The 19,421-nt window shown below is 68.4% G+C and carries 16 protein-coding genes; 11 read left to right on the top strand and 5 right to left on the bottom strand.

From position 1 onward, the window contains the following. The first annotated feature begins 133 nt into the window (after positions 1 to 133). From AB0M22_RS13710 to AB0M22_RS13690, 5 genes are all read left to right on the top strand, one after another. On the top strand, positions 134 to 1,519 hold the full coding sequence (locus AB0M22_RS13710) for a hypothetical protein (protein WP_364725187.1): 1,386 nt from the start codon (positions 134 to 136) through the stop codon (positions 1,517 to 1,519). A 72-nt stretch (positions 1,520 to 1,591) separates the two neighbouring features. Further along, positions 1,592 to 2,089: a hypothetical protein gene (locus AB0M22_RS13705; RefSeq protein ID WP_364725184.1), complete on the top strand. Its 498-nt coding sequence runs from the start codon at positions 1,592 to 1,594 to the stop codon at positions 2,087 to 2,089. Positions 2,090 to 2,093: 4 nt separating this feature from the next. Next, complete coding sequence (locus AB0M22_RS13700) at positions 2,094 to 3,224, top strand: histidine kinase (protein WP_364725182.1); 1,131 nt, start codon at positions 2,094 to 2,096, stop codon at positions 3,222 to 3,224. Then, positions 3,191 to 3,868, top strand: coding sequence for a response regulator transcription factor (locus AB0M22_RS13695; RefSeq protein ID WP_364725179.1), 678 nt, complete (start codon positions 3,191 to 3,193; stop codon positions 3,866 to 3,868). Before AB0M22_RS13700 ends, AB0M22_RS13695 begins: the two co-directional genes overlap by 34 nt. 320 nt (positions 3,869 to 4,188) lie before the next feature. Continuing rightward, entirely contained in the window at positions 4,189 to 7,593 is a 3,405-nt protein-coding gene (locus AB0M22_RS13690) for a BTAD domain-containing putative transcriptional regulator (RefSeq protein WP_364725176.1), read from the top strand. 4 nt (positions 7,594 to 7,597) lie between these two features. Here AB0M22_RS13690 and AB0M22_RS13685 read toward each other — a convergent pair whose 3' ends face one another. Both AB0M22_RS13685 and AB0M22_RS13680 read right to left on the bottom strand, forming a co-directional pair. Further along, positions 7,598 to 8,314, bottom strand: a complete 717-nt coding sequence (locus AB0M22_RS13685; RefSeq protein ID WP_364725173.1) for an alpha/beta hydrolase — start codon at positions 8,312 to 8,314, stop codon at positions 7,598 to 7,600. 112 nt (positions 8,315 to 8,426) lie between these two features. Then, positions 8,427 to 8,957, bottom strand: a complete 531-nt coding sequence (locus tag AB0M22_RS13680; RefSeq protein ID WP_364725170.1) for a CGNR zinc finger domain-containing protein — start codon at positions 8,955 to 8,957, stop codon at positions 8,427 to 8,429. 83 nt (positions 8,958 to 9,040) lie between these two features. Between AB0M22_RS13680 and AB0M22_RS13675 the strand changes: the two genes are divergently transcribed. Next, a complete protein-coding gene (locus tag AB0M22_RS13675; RefSeq protein WP_364725167.1) occupies positions 9,041 to 9,940 on the top strand; it encodes an EamA family transporter in 900 nt (299 codons plus the stop codon). Between the two features lies 1 nt (position 9,941). Here AB0M22_RS13675 and AB0M22_RS13670 read toward each other — a convergent pair whose 3' ends face one another. From AB0M22_RS13670 to AB0M22_RS13660, 3 genes are all read right to left on the bottom strand, one after another. Beyond that, complete coding sequence (locus tag AB0M22_RS13670) at positions 9,942 to 10,565, bottom strand: Tellurium resistance (protein WP_364725164.1); 624 nt, start codon at positions 10,563 to 10,565, stop codon at positions 9,942 to 9,944. 107 nt (positions 10,566 to 10,672) lie between these two features. Beyond that, positions 10,673 to 11,773 carry a DUF475 domain-containing protein gene (locus AB0M22_RS13665; RefSeq protein WP_364725161.1) on the bottom strand — a complete coding sequence of 367 codons (1,101 nt, stop codon included), beginning with the start codon at positions 11,771 to 11,773 and terminating at the stop codon, positions 10,673 to 10,675. A gap of 221 nt (positions 11,774 to 11,994) precedes the next feature. Beyond that, positions 11,995 to 12,570: a TerD family protein gene (locus AB0M22_RS13660; protein WP_014989064.1), complete on the bottom strand. Its 576-nt coding sequence runs from the start codon at positions 12,568 to 12,570 to the stop codon at positions 11,995 to 11,997. Positions 12,571 to 12,715: 145 nt separating this feature from the next. Between AB0M22_RS13660 and AB0M22_RS13655 the strand changes: the two genes are divergently transcribed. Genes AB0M22_RS13655 through AB0M22_RS13635 form a run of 5 tightly spaced genes read left to right on the top strand, consistent with a single transcriptional unit; the run spans position 12,716 to position 19,417 of the window. Further along, the gene (locus tag AB0M22_RS13655; protein WP_364725157.1) at positions 12,716 to 13,933 is read left to right on the top strand and encodes a hypothetical protein; all 1,218 of its coding nucleotides are present in this window, start codon (positions 12,716 to 12,718) and stop codon (positions 13,931 to 13,933) included. A gap of 13 nt (positions 13,934 to 13,946) precedes the next feature. Continuing rightward, on the top strand, positions 13,947 to 15,161 hold the full coding sequence (locus AB0M22_RS13650) for an HpcH/HpaI aldolase/citrate lyase family protein (protein WP_364725154.1): 1,215 nt from the start codon (positions 13,947 to 13,949) through the stop codon (positions 15,159 to 15,161). Beyond that, positions 15,158 to 17,647 (top strand): phosphoribosyltransferase, encoded by a 2,490-nt coding sequence (locus AB0M22_RS13645; RefSeq protein ID WP_364725152.1) that lies wholly within the window; start codon positions 15,158 to 15,160, stop codon positions 17,645 to 17,647. The genes AB0M22_RS13650 and AB0M22_RS13645 overlap by 4 nt, the downstream gene beginning before the upstream one ends. Further along, on the top strand, positions 17,644 to 18,492 hold the full coding sequence (locus AB0M22_RS13640) for an HAD family hydrolase (protein WP_364725150.1): 849 nt from the start codon (positions 17,644 to 17,646) through the stop codon (positions 18,490 to 18,492). Before AB0M22_RS13645 ends, AB0M22_RS13640 begins: the two co-directional genes overlap by 4 nt. A gap of 4 nt (positions 18,493 to 18,496) precedes the next feature. Then, the gene (locus AB0M22_RS13635) at positions 18,497 to 19,417 is read left to right on the top strand and encodes an NAD-dependent epimerase/dehydratase family protein (protein ID WP_364725148.1); all 921 of its coding nucleotides are present in this window, start codon (positions 18,497 to 18,499) and stop codon (positions 19,415 to 19,417) included. The last annotated feature ends 4 nt before the right edge of the window (positions 19,418 to 19,421 follow it).

The following is a 19,421-nucleotide window of genomic DNA, read 5'->3' as shown; positions in this document are numbered from 1 at the left end:
GGCTCTCCGTGGCAGGAGGGTCGTTGCGTCAGCAACCCGACAAGGCTACATGAACCGCCCCTGACCACTGAAATCGATCCCATCGGCGAGGGAACGCGGACGTTGACCTATTCCGCCGCTTAGGGTGGTCCACATGCCGACCGGACTCGCCGCCCGCGACCTGATCGCGCGCCGCGTGCCTCGTCGCGCGGCGCTGGCGGCGGTGGTGCTGGTGCTGTGTGGGCTCACGCTCGCGCTCGGGTACGCGAACAAAGCGCGATGTGCGGGTGGGCCGTTCACCGCGGACGGTCGCAGTACGGTATTCGATGTCAGCAAGGATTCGGATGTCTGTTACTCCGATATCCAGTTCCTCTGGCTCGGCCGCGACATCAACGAGCACGTCTTTCCCTATGTGCAGGGCGGCATCACCGACGACGGCGCGCTGGTCGGCGGCGCGGTCGAATACCCGGTGCTCAGCGGCACTTTGATGTGGCTCGGCGCGATCGGCGCGCACAACGACGCCGACTTCCTGCGGCACTCCGCGCTGCTGCTCGCGCCGTTCGCGTTGCTGACCGCCTGGATGCTGGCCCGGCTCGCGGGGCGCGCGGCATTGCTGTGGGCGGTGGGGCCGCCGCTGGTGCTCTATGCCTTCCACAACTGGGAACTTCCGGTGGTGTGCACGGCGGTGGCCGCGGTGTATGTGGTCGCTACCTTGACCCGATATTCGTTGCGTACCAGGGGAATTCTCGCGGCGATCCTGCTCGGCCTCGGCTTCTGCCTCAAGCTGTACCCAGGGATTTTCGTGCTGCCGCTGCTGGTGTACGTGCTCACCGGCGGCGTCGAGCGCGATCGCGACGAACCAGGTCTGGATGTTCGTGGCGCGCTCATGACGGCGGGCGCGGCCATCGCCACCGTGGTCGCGGTGAACCTGCCGTTCGCGCTCGCCGGCTACGAGGGCTGGCGCGCGTCGATCACCTTCCAGCAGCTGCGGCAGGCCGACATCACCACGAATTCCATTTGGTACTGGGGACTTCGGCAGCTGTTCGGCACCGACACGCAGAGCGAGACGCTGTTCCAGCAGGTGGTGTCGATCGCCTCGCCGACGTTGATCCTGACCACGTTCGCCCTGGCTATGTGGCTGGGCTGGAAGCGGTATCTCGCCTCGGGCGTGTTCCCGTGGGTCGGGGTGAGCGCCGCGATGCTGTGTGGATTCCTGTTGTTCCACAAGGTGCATTCGCCGCAGTACACGTTGTGGCTGGTGCCGTTCCTGGTGCTGCTGAACGTGCCGTGGACGGCGATCGCGGCATACTTCGTCGCCGACGCGGCCCTGGGGATCGGCGTGTTCCGGTACTTCTACGCGCTCGGCACCGGTCGCCCCGCGGAGCAGATGGAGAAGCTCGTCCAGTTCGGGGTGTGGGGCCGGGCGGTGCTGTTGGTGGTGCTGTTCTTCCTGTTCCTGCGGGCCATGCCGCGTGGGTTTCGGCCGGCGCCGCCCGCGGTGCCGCGGTTCGCGCCGGGTGCGTTGATCCCGGTCGGCTAGTCCGCGGATTCCACCCGCGGATCCACCCTCGGGTGGTGCCGGATAATCGGCGATTCCCCGAGGGTTATGGGCATGACCTCGAACAACTTGCTCACCGCCCTGCTGGTGGTCGCGATACTCGGCTGGATCATCTATCGACAGAATCAATGGCGGCCGTTCGATCCGGCCCGGATGTGGCGGGGACCGCTGGTGCTCGGCATCGTCGGCGTGGCGCTCTTCACCTCCGCGGACAACGCCCCCGCGCTACACACCGTGGACATCGTGCTGCTGGTCTTCGAGGGTGTGCTCGGGCTGGCGGTCGGCGCGCTGATGGGGGTGCTGTCGAAATTCGCCCGCCAGGACGGGCAATTGATGGTGCGCACCGGGGCGTTGGCCTCCGCGCTGTGGGTGGTGCTGATCGCGGTGCGCATCGGTATCGACGTGGTCGCGGTCGATCTCGGGGCGCAGGCCGTGGTCTCGGCCGGCGCGATCATCGTGCTGCTCGCGGTCAACCGGCTCGGCCGGATGCTGGTCATCTCGACGCGGGCCGAACGGCTGACCGGTTCGCGGCCGCTGGTTCGGGCACACTGAGCTGATGCCGGCCGGCGCGTACATCGCACCGACGACCCCGAACAGGCTGCTGCGCCTGGCCGGGGTCGTCGCCATGGTCGTGCTGCTCCGCGACGACCAACTCGCGCGGCAGGGGGTGCCGGTCCTGGTCATGGTCGGGATCGCCGGGCTCGCGCTGCTGGTCTGGGCGGTGGGTCCGATGGAACAGCCGTGGGTGAGCAGAACCGTGCTCGGGGCGATGGCGGTCTTCGGTGGTTTGACCGTCGCGCAGGTGGGCGGGTCGCTGATCCCGCTGCTCGCCGCCGCGTTCGGCAGTGTCGCCGTCGTGCAGCACTCGATTACATTCGGGGCGTTGATCATCGGTGGCGAGGCGGTCGCCGTGGGGGTGTCGTCGGTGGCGGCGCACCACTCGCCGAGTGCTTACCTGGGGATGCTGGCCGGCCTGCTGCTGGTGGCGCTGATGGGGTTGAGCCGCAGGCAGTTTCGGGTGACCGCCGAGCAGAATCGATTGCTGGTGGAGCAGAGCCGGGAGATTCGGGCGGAGCGCGATCGCGCGGCCACGCTGGCCGAACGCGGACGGATCGCCCGCGAGGTGCACGACGTGCTCGCGCACACCCTGGGCGGGCTGGTGTTGCAGCTCGACGCCGCGGACGCACTGCTGGACGCGGGCGAGACGGAACGGGCGGCCGACAAGGTCCGCGCGTCGCGGGAGCTGGCCGCGTCGGGTCTCGATGACGCGCGACAGGTCGTCGGTGCGCTGCGGGCCGAAAAAATAGACCTGCCAAGTGAATTCGAACGATTGGTGACCGAGCATCGCAACGCGAGCGGTCAAGTGAAGATGCACCTGTCGGGTGATATCGAGCAGCTCGGTGAGCAGGTGAGCGTCGCGCTGCTCAGAGGCGCGCAGGAGTCGCTGACCAATGCCCGCAAGCACGCGCCGGGCGCGGAGGTCGAGCTGCGCTTGTCGGTCGGTGCGCAACAGGTGGAACTCCTCGCCTCGAATCCGCTGTCCGACCGGCTCGGGTTGCTGTCGGCCTCGGGGATGGGCGCGGGGCTGCTCGGGATGCGGGAGCGGATCGGCGCGCTGGGCGGCGCGGTCGAGGCGGGAAAGGTGGGTGACCGGTGGACAGTGCGAATGACGGTGCCGCAGCGGTGATCACGGTGGTGGTGGCCGACGATCAGACCATCGTGCGGGAGGGCCTGACCACCGTGCTCTCGCTGCTGCCGGACATCGAGGTGGTCGGCGAGGCCCGCGACGGCGCCGAAGCGGTCGAGTTGGTGCACCGCTTCGCGCCCGATGTCGTGCTGATGGATCTGCGGATGCCGGTCCTCGACGGGGTCGCCGCCACGGCCGCGATCACCGCTGAGCATTCCGGCACCGCGGTTCTGGTGCTGACCACCTATGCCGACGACGAATCGATCGCGGGTGCGTTGCGGGCCGGTGCGCGTGGGTATTTGACCAAGGACGCGGGGCGCAGGGAGATCGCCACGGCCATCCGCGCGGTCGCGGGTGGTCAGGCGACGTTCGCCGCCGAGGTCGGTCAGCGGCTGGTCGCTTCGCTGTCGGCGCCCGCGGCCGAACCGGTGACTTCGGCTGCGGTGGCCGAATTAGGGCTCAGTGCACGGGAACTCGATGTGCTGACCTTGATTGCGCAGGGGCACAACAATTCCGAGATCGCCAAGGAACTGTTCATCGGCGTCAGCACCGTCAAGAGCCACATCAACTCCTTGTTCGCGAAACTCCACGTTCGGGACCGCCCGCAGGCGATTGCCCAGGCCCACCGGCTCGGCTTGAGCTGACCCACGTCCGCCGTGTTCACCGCTCTGTTGCCGCAAGGTTGTTGATCGCGGCCTGAACCGCGGTGTGCACGGTCACCCCGCCGCCCGAGTTTTGCGCTGCGAGGTGCGTCACTACCGGCACGGAGAGGCAGCGTGGCGGCCGCCACTGACTGATTGCTCAGTGATTGCCATCGGCCCAGCTCGGAAGCAGGTGCGGCTACTGTCGGTAACCGTGGCCGGCGGTGAAAGCACACCCGAGCGGAGCATCCGTCCGCCCGGACTGGACGCCGGTCCGTTTACGCTGGTCGAGCTAGGCGACGCGACGAGGCAGTGGAGAACAGATGGATCAGGCGGACGCGGGCACCCTCTCGCCCGCCGTGCTGCGATTGACGCTGCTCAACGGGGTGGAAGCGCACCTGGCCGACGCGGTCCTCCCGCTCGGCCCGCCCCAGCGGCGGGCGGTGCTGTGCGTGCTGGCGTTCCGCCGGCGGCAATGGGTGTCGGCGGCGAGCCTGCTCGCCGCGTTGTACGACGGGGTGCCGCCGGCCAGCGGCGTCGGCGTGATCCAGACCTACGTGTCGGCCCTGCGCCGGGCGCTCGAGCCGGACCGCAGGCCGCGAACACCGCCTGCCGTACTGCTGTCCGGGCACGGCGGATATCAGCTGCGGATCGATGACGAGCAGACCGACCTCGGTGTGTTCGACCGGCTGGTCGGCGAGGCGGGCCGGGCGCGGGAAACGGGTGATTGGGCACTGGCCGAGGCCCGATACGCGCAGGCCCTCGCCTTGTATTCGGGCGAACCGCTGGCCGGACTGCCGGGCCCGTTCGCGCATCGTCAACGGATGGCGCTGGCCGAACGTCGGCTGGCCGTGGTCGAGGAAAGCCTCGATGTCGCTGTCGCACTGGGTCGTTCGGACGAGGTGATCGATCGCCTGCGCGTGCTCACCGCGGAGCATCCACTGCGCGAACGTCCCCGCGCCGTGCTGATGCGCGCGTTGTACTCCCGCGGCCGTCAGTCCGAAGCGCTCGACGTCTACCGCGCGACGCGAAATCTGCTGGTAGATCAGCTGGGTGTGGAGCCGGGCGAGGAGCTCCGCTCGCTGCACAAGCAGATACTTGCCGGGGAAAGCCTGGTGCAACCGGCGGCCGAATCACACTCGGCCCCGATGCGGTCGGAAGATGCTGCCGTACCTGAACTTTCGACGTCAGGGTCAGCGGAGGCAGTGGGCCATCGGCTCGGCATGGTGGCCGCACTGTGGCCGGAGCCGGATTCGACCGCGCCGCTGGTATTCGAGCGCGATCACGATCTGTCCCGAATCGCGGGATGGACCGCGAGCGCGGCCAAGGGCAGCGGTGGCCTCGTGGTGATTTCGGGCCGCCCCGGTTACGGCAAGACCCAGCTGCTCGACGAGGTGGCTCGGCGGGTGCCCGGTGCCCGGCGGGTCGATCTGCTGCCACCCTGCGACGGCGCACCGCAGACCGGCCTGATCGGCGAGTTGACGGGTTCCACGATCTCGCCGCAAGACACCGACGCTCAGGTAGCAGAAGCGTTGTGCGCCATGCTGATCGAAGCTTCGGCCACGGAGCCGCTCGTGGTACTGGTGGATGACGCGGAACAGCTCGACGAGCGTTCCGTCCGGATACTGACCGCCGTCGCACCGCGACTACGCAGAATGCCCGTGCTTTTCGTCCTGGCATTGGACGAAAGCTCTTGGGAGCCGGCCATTCTTGCGCTACACGCCCGAATCGAACCGCTCGCCGTCGCGATACTGCGCCCCGGCGGACTCAGCGTCGCCGCGATCGAGGCCCTGTACGAACGACGCACCGGCACCATGTGCCCGCCGGGCCTGGCGGCCGACATCCAGCAGGCCACGGCCGATATCCCGCTGCTGGCCGGCGCGCTGATCACCGATCTCGCCGCCCTGCGCGACCACGGACGCATTCCGGAATACCTACCCGACGGCTGCTATTCGCGGTCGATCAGCCGCCTGCTCGACCGGTACTCGCCGAGCGGCGCCGCCATGCTGCGCGCCCTCGCCGTGCTGCAAGACCTCGACCCGACCATCGAGGTGCTCGCCGCCGCCTGCGCCGAGCCGGTGGGCCTGGTGCGCGATCGCTGCGAATTACTCACCGCCAGCGGCATTCTGGCCGCGGCGACGCCACCGATTCTCCGTCATCGGTTGATCGGCAACACGATTCGCCGGCTCGGCGGGCGCGCCGACACGGACCGCTTCCGGATCGCCGCCGCCGAACAGGCGCGCAGCGCCGGATATTCGGCCAGGCAGGTCGCGGCCTACTTGGGCGAGCTGGTCGGCGTGCAGTACGCCCGCTGGACGGTCGTGCTGCTGGACGCGGCCGAGGAGTGCCTGCGCCACGGCCTGATCGCCGAGGCCGTCCGGCAACTGGCGGCGGCTTTGCGGATCACCGCGCCGGAGGGGCGCGACGACATCCTGGTCCGGCTCGGCCAGCTCGAGCTGTGGACCAACCCGGCCGCGGCCCGCGCACACCTGGACGAAGCGCTGCACAGTCAGCGCGACCGCCGCGTCGCACCGACCGCGCTCATCCCGCTGGCCTGGACGATGTCGACGCGGTGGCAGGCCGGCGCGGCGATGGCCCTGCTCGGCGAGGTGCTGACCGAAACGGAAGCGCGAGACCCACTGGCGGCCAGGAACATTCGCTCCGCCGCCTGGGCGGTGGCCGGACTGACCTCGGCGACCTGGCGTGACTTCGTCGCCGGACTGCGCGCCACGGGATCGACCGACCAGATCACCACGGCGGTCCTCACCTGGGACGACGCCTTCGGCGTGCAACGCACCGCGCGCGAGACGATCGCCCGCTTCCCGGCCGAGCCGGATCCGGCCCGCGGCTGGGATGTGTTGCCACAGCAGCTGATCGGCCTGCTCGCGCACCTGTCCATGTGGGCCGGCGATCTCGCGCTGGCCAGGCAGCTCAGCGAACAGCGCAACGATCACCACTTCGGCACCATCGACGTCTATCGCCTCATCCTGCGTTCGGAGGTGCTGCTGCGCTGCGGCGACTACCGGCAGGCGCTGCGCGAGGTCGCGCCGACGGTCGGCACGCTGGGCGACGAGTCCATCCGGCCGCCGCTCGCGCTGGTCGCCCAGTACGCGCACGCCCTGCTCGGGCTCGGCCGGCTGACCGAGGCCGAGCAGTGGCTGGACAGCGTGACCGACCACGCCAACCCCGAGACCTGGGAGTGGACCGTGGTCATCCACGTCAAAGGCCTGGCCTGCGCCGCCCGCGGCGATTCCCGCCAGGCGATCGCGCACTTCATGGACTGCGGCCGCCGCGTCGCCGCGGTGGGCATCCGCAACCCGGCCCACATCCCGTGGCGCAGCTCCGCGGCCATGGAACTCGTGCGCCTGGGCGAACGCGAACAGGCCCACGAACTCGCCGCGACGGAACTCGAACTGGCCCGGCTGTGGGATACGCCGGGCACGATCGGAAGAGCCTTGCGCGCAACGGCTTTGGCCGCGCCGGGCGGGGTCGACGCGAACCTGCTCGACCAGGCCGTCGCCCTGCTTCGCCGCTACGCCTCGCCGGTCGAACTGATCCCGGCCCTGCTCGAACTGGCCACGGTCTGTCACGACCGCGGCGAGCTCGAACGAGCAGGCGAACTGCGCTGGGAGGCCCGCTCGCACGCCGAAACCATCGGCGCCACAAGATATCTCGAACTGATCGGCGACCTGCTCGGCGCGACGGCGAAAGGCGTGCCCAGCGGCTGACGGCCTACTGCCCGGCGGCCCGCGCGATGAGATCGGCGATCGCGTCCGGCTCGGTGACCATCGACGCGTGCCCGGTGGCCAGCGACACGATGTGCTCCTCGGGCGCCACCTGATACGCCATCTTGGTCTCCAGGTCCGGCGGGATCATCGCGTCCAACTCGGAGATCTGGTACCAGGTGTTGTCCCGCAGCGTCTCCCAGGCGGGCGTCGCGGTGCCCGAACCGGTCAGGGAGAGAACGGAAGTCGGCTTCTGCGTGGCGGCGAGCAGCGCGGCCTCGTGCGGATCGGCGTCGGCGGCGAAGTCGGCGTGATAGCGGTCGCGGGCGATGATCAGATCCGGGGCGTCGTCCGCGCCGATGTTCACCAGATCCGCGCCGCTCGGCAGCCCCGGACCGAATTCCTGGTTGATCTGGAAGGCGGACTGACCCGCGGCCGGCGCGTACGCGGCGACGTACACCAGCCCGGTGACGTCGTCGCGGCCCGAACCCGCCTGGCTGATCACCGCGCCGCCGTAGGAGTGGCCGACCAGGATCGTCGGTCCGGTCAGCGCGTCCAGGTCGCGGGTGACGACGGCGACGTCCTCGGCGAAGCCGCGCAGCGGCAGCTGGCTGGCCACCACGGTCTCGAAGCCGCGGACGAACAGGTGCTCGATCACCTTGTTCCAGCAGGACCCGTCGGCCCAGGCGCCGTGCACGAGCAGCACATTCGGGGTGGTGGTCATCGTTCCTCCAGTTCGGGTCGGATCGCCGGAACCGGTGGGCGATCGATCCCCCACAGCATCCGGAGCCGACTGAACGCGGCCTGAATGTCCACCGAACGTGCTGTTCAGCGACCTATTCGGCGTGCCGCGCGCGGAACGCGGCGCTCTTGACCCGATTGCCGCAGATGGTCATGTCGCACCAGCGCCGGGTGCCGCCGCGGGAGGCGTCGACGTAGAGGCGGGTGCATTCGGGGCGGCCGCATTCCTTGATCACGGCCGCACTGCCGAGCAGCTCGATCGCGGAACGGGCGATCGCGGTGAGGGCGGCGTCGGGCGTGCCCGAGCGGGCGATGGTGCCGTTGAGCCGCAGGCTGATTGCCGGAAGTTCGCCCTTGGCGCACTCGTTGACCAGTCGGCGGTCGACCTCGGCGACCGGTTTGCCCTGGGACACGGCGATGGCCATCCGGTACGCGGCCTCGCGCAAGCGCACGGCGCGGTCGAAGGTCGCCGCGTCGCAATCGGGTGCGCGGTCGAGCAACTCGGCGGCGACCAGCCAGTCCGCGAGCGCGGCCGGCGCGTCGAGCGCGTCGTCGAACGTCCCGGTACGGGCCTTGGCCGTGCCCGCGAAATCCAGGGCGAGGTTGCCGCTGACGAAGGTGAACACCCTCTCATAGTAACCACCTTGACAGGTTACACAGTCAACTGCGACGGTAATAACCACCCAAGGCGGTTAGTTCAGGAGGGTCCGTGAAGACTCAGTTCATGTCGGTGGCCGCGCAGCCGCTGTTCGTCGTGCTGTGGAGCAGCGCGTTCATCGCCGGGATCATCGGGGTCGGGGCGGCGCCGCCGATGATGGTGTTGTTCGCGCGCTACGCGATCGCCGGGGTGCTGCTCGTCGGATACGCGTTCGCGGTGCGCGCGACCTGGCCGCGTGGCAAGCAGTGGCGCCACGTCGCGGTCGCCGGGTTGCTGATGCAGGCGGTGCAGTTCGGCGCGTTCTACACGGCGATGGGCGAGCACGTGTCCGGCGCGGTGATCGCGCTGGTACAGGGCTTGAATCCGGTGGTCATCGCGTTGTTCGCCGGGGTGCTCGGCGAGACCGTCACGCCGCGGCAGTGGTTCGGCTTCGGCATCGGCGGGGTCGGCGTCGCGATGGCGGTCATGGATCAGTCGAACTTTTCCCGGATCGGCTTGCTGCTGTGCGTGATCGGGCTGCTCGGCCTGAGCATCGGCACGGTGTATCAGAAGCGCATCGTGCCCGACGTCGACTCCAGGGCGTCCACCGCGGTGCACGTGGTGGTGAGCGCGCCGGTGGCCGGCGTGCTCACCTGGCTGACCGGTCAGATCCACGTGCACGACGCGGTCAGGTTCGCCGGCTCACTCACCTGGATGGTGCTGGTGAACTCGATGGTCGCGTTTCTGCTGCTGAACTCGATGCTGCGCCGCTGGGACGCGACCAGGGTCGGCCGGCTGTTCTTCGCCACGCCCGCGGTGACCGCGCTGCTCGCCTGGGTGCTGATCGATCAACCGTTGCGGCCGTTGACCGTTGCCGGACTCGCCGTCGGCCTGATCGGCCTGGTCTTCGCCTCACGCAAACCGTCGGCGGCGCCCACCGTCGCGCCGCGTCCAGTGGTCGCGGTGCGGTGAGCTACTTGCGGGCGCTGTGCCAGTTCATGCCCCAGCGGTACGCCTCGTCGATCTCCTTCTGCGCACCGTTGATGTAGTGCACTTCCCGGTGCACGGTGATGCCGGCGCCCTGGTTCTGCAACAGCGCGATCGCGCAGGAGCGGGCGCCGTCCACGGGGGAGTCGAGGGGGACCTCGATCTGCGGCCCGGCGGTCGGGAACAGCGTGACCACGCCGTCGGCGGCGGCCCAGTTCGGCACGCCCTCGTAGATGAAGGCGAAGATCAGCACGCGCCGGAACAGTTCGGGCCGAGCGAGATTGATGTGCATGTTCTCGCCGCCGGCCGCGCTGCCGCTGCGGTCGTCGCCGTCGAGCTGGATGAACGGCGCGGCGTCGAGCGCACCGAAGTTGTTGCCCACCGCCTGCACCACGCCCTTGGTGCCGTCGGCCAGTTCGTAGAGGCAGCCGAGGTCGAGATCGACCGGCTTGGACCGGCGGAAGAAACCCTTCGAACCGGTGGACCAGTTCAGGTTGACCCGCATGTTGCCTTGCTGCTCACCCGGTTTGGTGAGGTTGATGCTCGGGGTCGCCTTCGACAGGGTCACCTTCGACAGGTTGACCCCACCGGCGTTGCTGTCGTTCGCCATCGGCGTGATCCCCTCGGGCAGTGTGCAGTACACAGATATGAGAACGGCAGCGGGCTCCGCGAGGGAGTGGCCGCTGCCGCACGAGTCTTCGGCTTGCTTGCCGAAAATCAGCCTACCGGGGTGGGCTCTCGTTCGCTGTCCACTTTTTCATCGTCTTCGCGCCGGTTACGGATCACGCTGGTGATGAACGCCGCACCGATGAACGCGACACCGACCAGGCCGGTGATGATCTCGTTGATGTGCACGCCGATCGAGATGAACAGAATGACCGCCAGCGCACCGATCGCCCAGTGCGCGCCGTGCTCCAGGTACACGTATTCCGACAGCGTGCCCTTGCGCACCAGGTAGACGGTGATCGAGCGGACGAACATGGCACCGATCAGGCCGAGGCCGAGGGCGATGATGATCGGGTCGGAGGTGACGGCGAACGCGCCGATCACGCCGTCGAAGGAGAACGATGCGTCGAGCACCTCGAGGTAAAGGAACAGGAAGAACCCGGCCTTACCGGTCGCCTTGACCAGCTCGGACGGACCGCCCTCGGAGTGCTCCTCGGTGTGGAACATCGATCCGAGTCCGTCGACCACGATGTAGACGACCATGCCGAGCAGACCGGAGACGAGGACGGTGGCGCGATCATCGTCGGCCGCGATCAGCTCTGCGGTGACGACCAGGGCGCCGGCCGCGACGACCACCGAGAACATGTCGAGCTTGCCGAGCTGGGCGAGCGGGCGCTCCAGCCAGGACAGCCAGGTGATGTCGCGCTTTTCGAAGATGAAGTTCAGGAACAGCAGCAGCAGGAACATGCCGCCGAACGCGGCGATCTGCGGATGCGCGTCGGTGAGCAGCGTCTCGTAGCTGGGGTCACCGTTGGGGAAGTTCGCGGCGCCGTCGGCGGGCGGGTTGAGCGCCAGGTCGAAGGCCTTCACCGGGTTCAGGCCCGCGGTGACCCAGACGATCGCCAGCGGGAAGACCAGGCGCATGCCGAACACGGCGATCAGCACACCGATGGTGAGGAAGATGCGCTGCCAGAACGCGCTCATCCGCTCCAGCACGGTCGCGTTGATGACAGCGTTGTCGAAGGACAGGGACACTTCGAGGATGCCGAGGATCGCGGCCAGCGCCAGCGCAGTCGGTCCTCCGTAGAGCAGCGCGGCGGCGAGCGACAGCACCGTCACGATGATTGACATGCCGAAAATACGCAGGACCACGCGGGGGACCTTTCGTTTGCGTCGGCCGAACGTGGATCCGTCCGAGCGCTGGGTTGATGTAACCGATCTGACGCCGCTCTTACCAGCGTGGCCGCTGGACCGCCGGATGTCCAACGGTGTTCGCACCGCCGCGGCGGCGGGCATTCTGGGTCGTCCCGGGCTGCCCGGGCGCATGACGAGGGGGCCCGTTGCCGGGCCCCCTCCGAACCTCGAAGTGTTCCTTAGACGTTCACGCCGTAGTCACGGGCGATACCGGCGAGCCCGGAGGCGTAGCCCTGGCCGATCGCGCGGAACTTCCACTCGGCCCCGTTGCGGTACAGCTCGCCGAACACCATCGCGGTTTCGGTCGAGGCGTCCTCGGTGAGGTCGTAGCGGGCGAGCTCGTTGTTGTTGCTGCGGTCGACCACGCGGATGTAGGCGTTGCGCACCTGACCGAACGACTGCTGCCTGGTCTCGGCGTCGTAGATCGAGACCGGGAAGAAGATGCTCTCGATGGTCGGCGGGGTGTTGGCCAGGTCGACGTTGATGACCTCGTCGTCGCCCTCGCCCTCGCCGGTGGTGTTGTCGCCCGCGTGCTCGATGGCGCCTTCCGGGGACTTCAGGTTGTTGAAGAACACGAAGTGCTGATCCGACAGCACCTTCTTGTCCGCGCCGGTCGCGATCGCGCTGGCGTCCAGGTCGAAGTCGGTACCGGTGGTGGTCCGCACATCCCACCCTAGGCCGACGGCGACGGCGGTCAGGTTAGGCGCCGCCTTGGTCAGCGAGACATTGCCGCCCTTGGACAAACTGACACCCATGCGGGATTCCCTTTCAATAGTCCGTCATTGGTTCCCAGCATGTCCGAATCGCCGGGTACGCCTTACGACAGTAGTAGGTTTCCGCGAACTTGCGTAGGAACCCGCAGAACCCCCGGTGAACACGGGAGATCTCTAAGATCGGGGCGTGGTAGGTCGCAGGCGCGGATGGTTCCGGTCCGCCGGGAACAACGAATGGATCGTCGCGGCGCGAGGGTCGCTGGCCTCGGCGTTCCTCGATATGGACCAGCGCCAGAGCGCGGCCGAGGCGGCGGTGCACGCGGCCGAGCAGGTCTTCCCGGACCGCCGGATGGCGGTGGCCTGGGAGCCGGTGCGGAGTCGTTGCTACGACGCCGCTGGCGCGTACGTGGCCCTGACCGAGCAGCTCGAGCAGGCCGAACGCGACGGAACCCCGATGCCGCAGGGACCGCAGCAGGCCGACTCGGTGACCAGACAGTTGACCGACGCCGCCCGCGCGGTCGACGAGTTCTACCGCGGCAATCAGGGACAACTGGAGAACGCGGTCGCGGTCCTGGGCACCGTGCCGCAACTGGCCCAGCAGGTGAAGATCGCGGCCGCCGGGGTGCGCCGGCAGGCGGCCGAGTCGGAGTACGCGAACTACCCCTCGGTGCGCGAACACGCCGCGGCCGTCGATGAGGCTCTCATCACACTGGAGGCCGCCGGTTCGGGCGCGTCGGCGGCGGTGGTCCGGGAGAGCGCGAACCGGCTGGAGGCGGCGACCAAGCGGCTGGCGGATGCGTTGGCGCAGGCCCCATCTCGGGCCGCCGCGGCGAAGACCGCGATCTCCTCGGTGAGCACCAGGCTGGCCGCGGCGCGGACCAAGGCCGAGGGGCTCGCCCCGGCCTACTCGGGGTTGCTGCGCGAATTCAACGCTGCGAGTTCCGCGGATTTAGCTGACAATGAGCGGGAAAGTCAGCGAGCCATCGACGCCGCGGATGCGGCCCTCGGTCGCGCGCGTGCGGCAGCGGCCGAGAACAACCCGGAGATTGCACTTGATCTGACCACATCCGCTCGCGGGTATCTCACGGAGGCCGAGCACCAGGTCGACGCCGTCACCAAGCGGCTCGCCACGTTGCGCGAGGTCAGGTCCGACCCGCAAGAGAAAGCCAAGGCCGTACGATTTCGGCTGCGGGACGCCCAAATGCTCGCGGTGAGTCGCGGACTCGTCACCGAATGGGGCTCTGTGCTGGACGCGCAGGCCGCACGGATCGATCGAATCAGCGAAACACTGACGGGGCGGCACCCCGACTACTGGGCCTACGTGGCCGAGCTGGATACCATCACCGACTTCATCGCCGGGGTGGTGGATCGCATGAGAAAACAAGCAGGACCACGACGAGAATGAGGGTGGGATAACGATGACCGCAGGCATCGCCGTCCAGCGGGAAGTTTCCCTGCGGAAGCGAATGCCGCTGCGCCACTTCCGGCAGCTGCACGGCCCCGAGGCACGGAATCTGTTCTACCGGGCACCGGAGCCGTTCGGCGACGACTACACCGATCGAGAGCTACTGGCCGTCGGGCTGGGCGCGACGCTGTACGCGCCGGCCACCCGGCCGGACCTGGCGCTGACCATCAGCAAACGCGCCGAACGCGGGGTGTGCTCGATGGTGATCGATCTGGAGGACGCGGTCGCCGATCACGAGGTCGAATTCGCCAAGCGGCAGACCGTGGAAACACTGAATCTGCTTGCAGCTAATGGTGATTCGAATCCGTTGCTGTTCGTCCGGGTGCGCGACGCGGACACGATCACCGAGATCGTGGAGCAACTGGGCGCGGGGGCCTCGGTGCTGGCCGGGTTCGTCTTCCCGAAGTTCGACAGCACGACCGGACCGAGGTACCTGAACGCGCTGAACGCGGCGGTGCAGCTGCTGGACCGGCCGATCTACGGGATGCCGGTGCTCGAATCGGCGGGGCTGGTGCACCGCCAGACCCGGGATCAGGAACTGACCCGGATCGCGGAGCTGCTGTCCGAGCATCGGGAGCGGGTGCTCGCGGTGCGGGTCGGCGCGACCGACATGTGCTCGACGTTCGGCATCCGGCGCGACCGCGACCTGACCATCTACGACGTGCGGGTGGTCGCCGATGTCATCGCCGACATCGTGAACTACCTCGGGCGCGCGGACGGGACCGGTTTCGTGATCACCGGGCCGGTCTGGGAGTACTTCGCCGATCACGAGCGGATGTTCCGGCCGTTATTGCGCACCGCGCCGTTCGAGGAGTCCGACGCCGTGCCGTTCCGGCAATACCTGGTGAGCCGGGACCTGGACGGGCTGCTGCGCGAGATCACCCTCGACCGGGCCAACGGCATCCAGGGCAAGACGGTGATCCATCCGTCGCATGTGGCGGCGGTGCACGCGCTGTCGGTGGTGACGCACGAGGAGTACTCCGACGCACTCGACATCCTCCAGGTGGATGTCGGCGGGGTCGCGGCCTCGGGCTATCGGAACAAGATGAATGAGATGCGGCCGCACCGTAGTTGGGCGCGGCAGACGCTGCTGCGGGCGCGGGTGTTCGGGGTGGCCAACAAGGGAGTTTCGTTCGTGGATCTGCTGACGGCGTTGGTGACGGTATGAGCGGCGCCGCGCTCGATTTTGTCGGAATTCCTTGGGCGACAAAAAATCTCGGTCTTCGGCTGCACCATCAGGAGTCCTACGGCGTGGCGCAGCCGGGCAGTGTGCTGCCCGCGGACCTGGCGATCGCGGAGCTGATTCAGCCTGGGCTGCGGCGGAATCCGAAGCGGGTGCATCTGCTGGTGTCCACCGTGCTCGGTAAACACCTGCCGACCGACCCCCGGGTCGTGCTCGACGGCGGGAATCGGCTCGGTGATCTGGTGCGTGAGGTGCTCGGCGGCCGCGAGGCGCTGGTGCTCGGGTTCGCCGAAACCGCAACGGGACTCGGGCATTGCGTCGCGGCGCGCATCGACGCGGTCGGCTATCTGCATTCGACCCGGCGGGACGTCGACGCGGCGGACACGCTGACCGGGTTCGAGGAGGGGCACTCACACGCCACCTCGCATCAGCTGCAACCCATGCCCGCCGATATCTTCGTCAACGATCTGCCGCTGGTGCTGGTCGACGACGAGATCTCCACCGGCGCAACCGCGCTCGACGCGATTCGGGCGCTGCACGCGTTCTCGCCGCGCTCGCATTACGTGCTGGCCTCGCTGGTGGACATGCGCCTGGCGGCGGATCGCACCGCGTTCGAGCAGGCGGCGGCGGAGTTGGGGGCGAGCATCGACACCGTCTGCCTGGCCTCCGGGCACACCGTGCTGCCGGCTGGGCTGGTGGACGCGGTTGCCGAGCTGCCGGAACCCGAACTGAATCCGGTGGCCGTACAGCGTGGTTCGTTCACGAAGATCGATCTGCCGTGGCCCGCCGCGGTGCCGGAGGGCGGCAGGCACGGAGTGCTGCGTTCCGATTTCACCGCGTTCGACGCGGCCGTCGGTGCGGCGAACGAGGTACTGCGGGAGCGCCTCGACGCGGAGTTCGCTGGTCGGCCCGTGATCGTGCTCGCGCACGAGGAACTGATGTATCTGCCGCTGCGGTTGGCGGCGGAGCTGGCCGATTCCGGCACACCTACCCGCTACCAGACCACCACGCGGTCACCGGCCTATGTGCTGGATGAACCCGGGTATCCGCTGCGACGCGGATTCCGGTTCACCGCACCGGAATCCGGGCAGGAACAGCCGCGCTACCTGTACAACGCGCACTGGTCGGCGGAGTTCTCCGGTCAGCCGGGCGAAGCTGTGCAGCGCGCTGCGGTCGATCCGGTTCTGGTCGTGGTCATCGATCCGCCGGCCGACACCGAGGAACTCGTCGCGGGCGGCGGACTCGTCGACGTGCTCACCGCCTCCGGCGCGGATGTGCTGGTCGCGGTGCTTCCGGGCGCCGATCCGCGCACGCTGCACGCCGAGCGCAGCGCGACCGCGCTACCCGAGCCGTTGCACGGCCCCGAGTTCGGCTCGTATGCGGCCGACGAGGTTTCCTGGCTGCTCAAGGACCTGTCCGACGTCGACCTGGAGGCCGACGTGGCCGTCCGGGAGCGGCGCATCCAGTCCGGTGTCGCGCATTACGCGGAGTCGCTGCCGATCGAGTACCAGCCGGATGCCGCGTATCGCTCGCTGTTCGACGAGGTGCTCGCCGACAGTGCCGAGCGATTGGCGCTGGCGGTGGCGACCGTCGCGGAACTCGTTGTCGCCGAACGCGGTGACGACGTCGTGCTGGTGTCGCTGGCGCGGGCGGGCACGCCGATCGGCGTGCTCATGCGCCGGTGGCTGAAGTCCGGGCGCGGTCCAGGACAGCCGAGCCTCGACGTGCCGCACTACGCGGTGTCGATCGTGCGCGATCGCGGCATCGATGCCGTCGCGCTCGATTACCTTGCGCGGCATCATGATCCGAGTTCGATCGTGTTCGTGGACGGCTGGACCGGCAAGGGCGCCATCACGCACGAGCTCACCGAGGCGCTCGACGCCTATCACGCGGCCGGCGGCGCGCGGTTCAACGGCGAACTCGCCGTGCTCGCCGATCCGGGCCACTGCGTGCGCACCTATGGCACGCGCGACGACTTCCTCATCGCCTCGGCCTGCCTGAATTCCACCGTGTCCGGCCTGGTTTCGCGCACCGTGCTGAACGACACGTTGATCGGGCCCGGCGAGTTCCACGGTGCCAAGTTCTATCGCGAACTCGCCGGCGACGATGTCTCGCTCCGCCTGCTCGACACCGTGAGTGCCGCGTTCGCGGCCGTGCGCGACCGGGTGCCCGCGGAGCTGGCGGCGGTTCGCGACAGCGATCGCACGCCGACCTGGACCGGTTGGGCGTCGGTCGAGCAGGTGCGCGCCGAATACGGCATCGCCAGTGTGAATTTCGTGAAACCCGGGGTCGGCGAGACCACCCGGGTGCTGCTGCGGCGGATGCCGTGGCTGGTGCTGGTCCGGGAGGTCGAGGCGCCCGAACACGCGCATATCCGCCTGCTCGCCGCGGCCCGCGGCGTACCGGTCGAGGTCGTGCCCGACCTGGCCTACTCGTGTATGGGACTGATCAAGGACGTGCAACAGACATGATGGACCTACGCAGGCTACGAAGACACACGCTGGTCGCCACCGACCTGGATCGAACAATGATCTACTCGCGCAACGCGTTCAGCCCGAACACCGACGTGCCGACGGTCTGCGTGGAACACCTCGAGGGCGCGCCGCTGTCGTTCATGACGACGGCCGCGGCGCTGCGCATGCAGACCCTCACCCAGCCCGCCGCGGTGATCCCGACCACCACGCGCACCATCAAACAGTTCAACCGCATCCAATTGCCCGGCGCCCCTTGGCGTTACGCCATCACCAGCAACGGCGGCAACATCCTCGTGGACGGCGTGCCGGACCTGCGCTGGCGCATCGACATCGACGCCAAGGTCCGCGCGGGCGGGGCGACCCTCTCCGAGGTCACCGCCGAACTCCGCACCCGCGTCGACGATTCGTGGGTGACCAAGTTCCGCGAGGCCGACGACCTCTTCTGCTACCTGGTTGTCCGCCCGAAAGAGGTTCCGGCCGGCTTCCTGGCCGAATGGGACGCCTGGTGCCGGGCTCGCGGCTGGTCCGCCTCCCAGCAGGGCCGCAAGATCTACTCGATGCCCGACGTCGTCTGCAAGAGCCACGCGGTCGCCGAGGTCCGCCGCCGCCTGCTCGACTCCGGCGAACTCGCCAGCGAGGCGCAGACTTTCGCGGCCGGCGACGGCGCGCTGGACGCCGAGATGCTGCGCAGCGCCGACTACGCCATCCGCCCCCGCCACGGCGAACTCGAACACCTCAACTGGACCCACCCCAACCTCACCATCACCCGCACCACCGGCATCCTGGCCGGCGAGGAAATCATCAACTGGTTCATCAAGGGCTCACCGCAGTCGGCCGACTAGCTCCGTGACCGACAATGCTCGGATGCGGGTACTGGTGACCGGAGCGAACGGGTATCTCGGCGGTGCGGTCGTCGAGGCGCTGCGCGCCGATGGTCATGACGTGGTCGGGTTGGTGCATCGCGCGCGGACCCGGGTGCCGCACGGAGTGCCGGTTCGGGCTGCTGACCTGCTCGACACCGAGGCGCTGAGCGCGGCACTCCAGGGTGTCGATGCGGTGTGTCATCTGGCGGGGCTCACCCGGGTCCGGGAATCGTTCGGCGATCCGCTGCGGTTCTTCGAGGTCAATGTGGGTGGGACGGTTTCGTTGCTGCGGGCGATGGGCGAGGCAGGGGTCGGCAAGGTGGTGTTCGCGTCCACCGCGTCGATCTATGGCACGCCAGAGCGGCAGCCGATGGGGGAGGAACTGTCGGACCGTCCGCCGCATCCGTATGCGGTGAGCAAGCAGGCCGCCGAATCGGCGATCGCCGCGCAGGCGGCGACCGGGCGGTTGGCCGCGGTTGTCTTGCGGCTGTTCAATATTGCGGGTGGCGCCGATCCGGATCCGACCAGGATTGTGCCGCGGATTCTCGCGGTCGCGGCTGGGGACAGTCCGTGCTTGGCGATCAATGGTGACGGAACCGCGGTCCGTGACTATGTGCATATCGGTGATGCGGCAAAAGCTTTCGTGGCCGCGCTCGCGCATCTGCCAGGCTTGGGGGAATGTGTTCGGTACAACATCGGCAGTGGAAATGGCACCAGCGTCAATGAACTCATTGCCGAGGCTTCTCGATTGACTGGTCGTGCGATCGCCGTCGAACATCTGCCCGCAGTGGCGGAACCGCCGCTTCTGGTCAGCGACAGCGGTCTGGCGCACCGTGAATTACGTTGGGGAACAGTAAGTTCTGATATCACGACGATTCTCCGCGATGGATGGGCGGCGCGGTAATTCG

Source organism: Nocardia sp. NPDC051756 (assembly GCF_040681495.1).
In the GTDB taxonomy this organism is placed as follows: Bacteria; Actinomycetota; Actinomycetes; order Mycobacteriales; family Mycobacteriaceae; genus Nocardia.
Note: the sequence above shows the minus strand (reverse complement) of the source record. Positions and strands in the feature narration are given on the sequence as shown.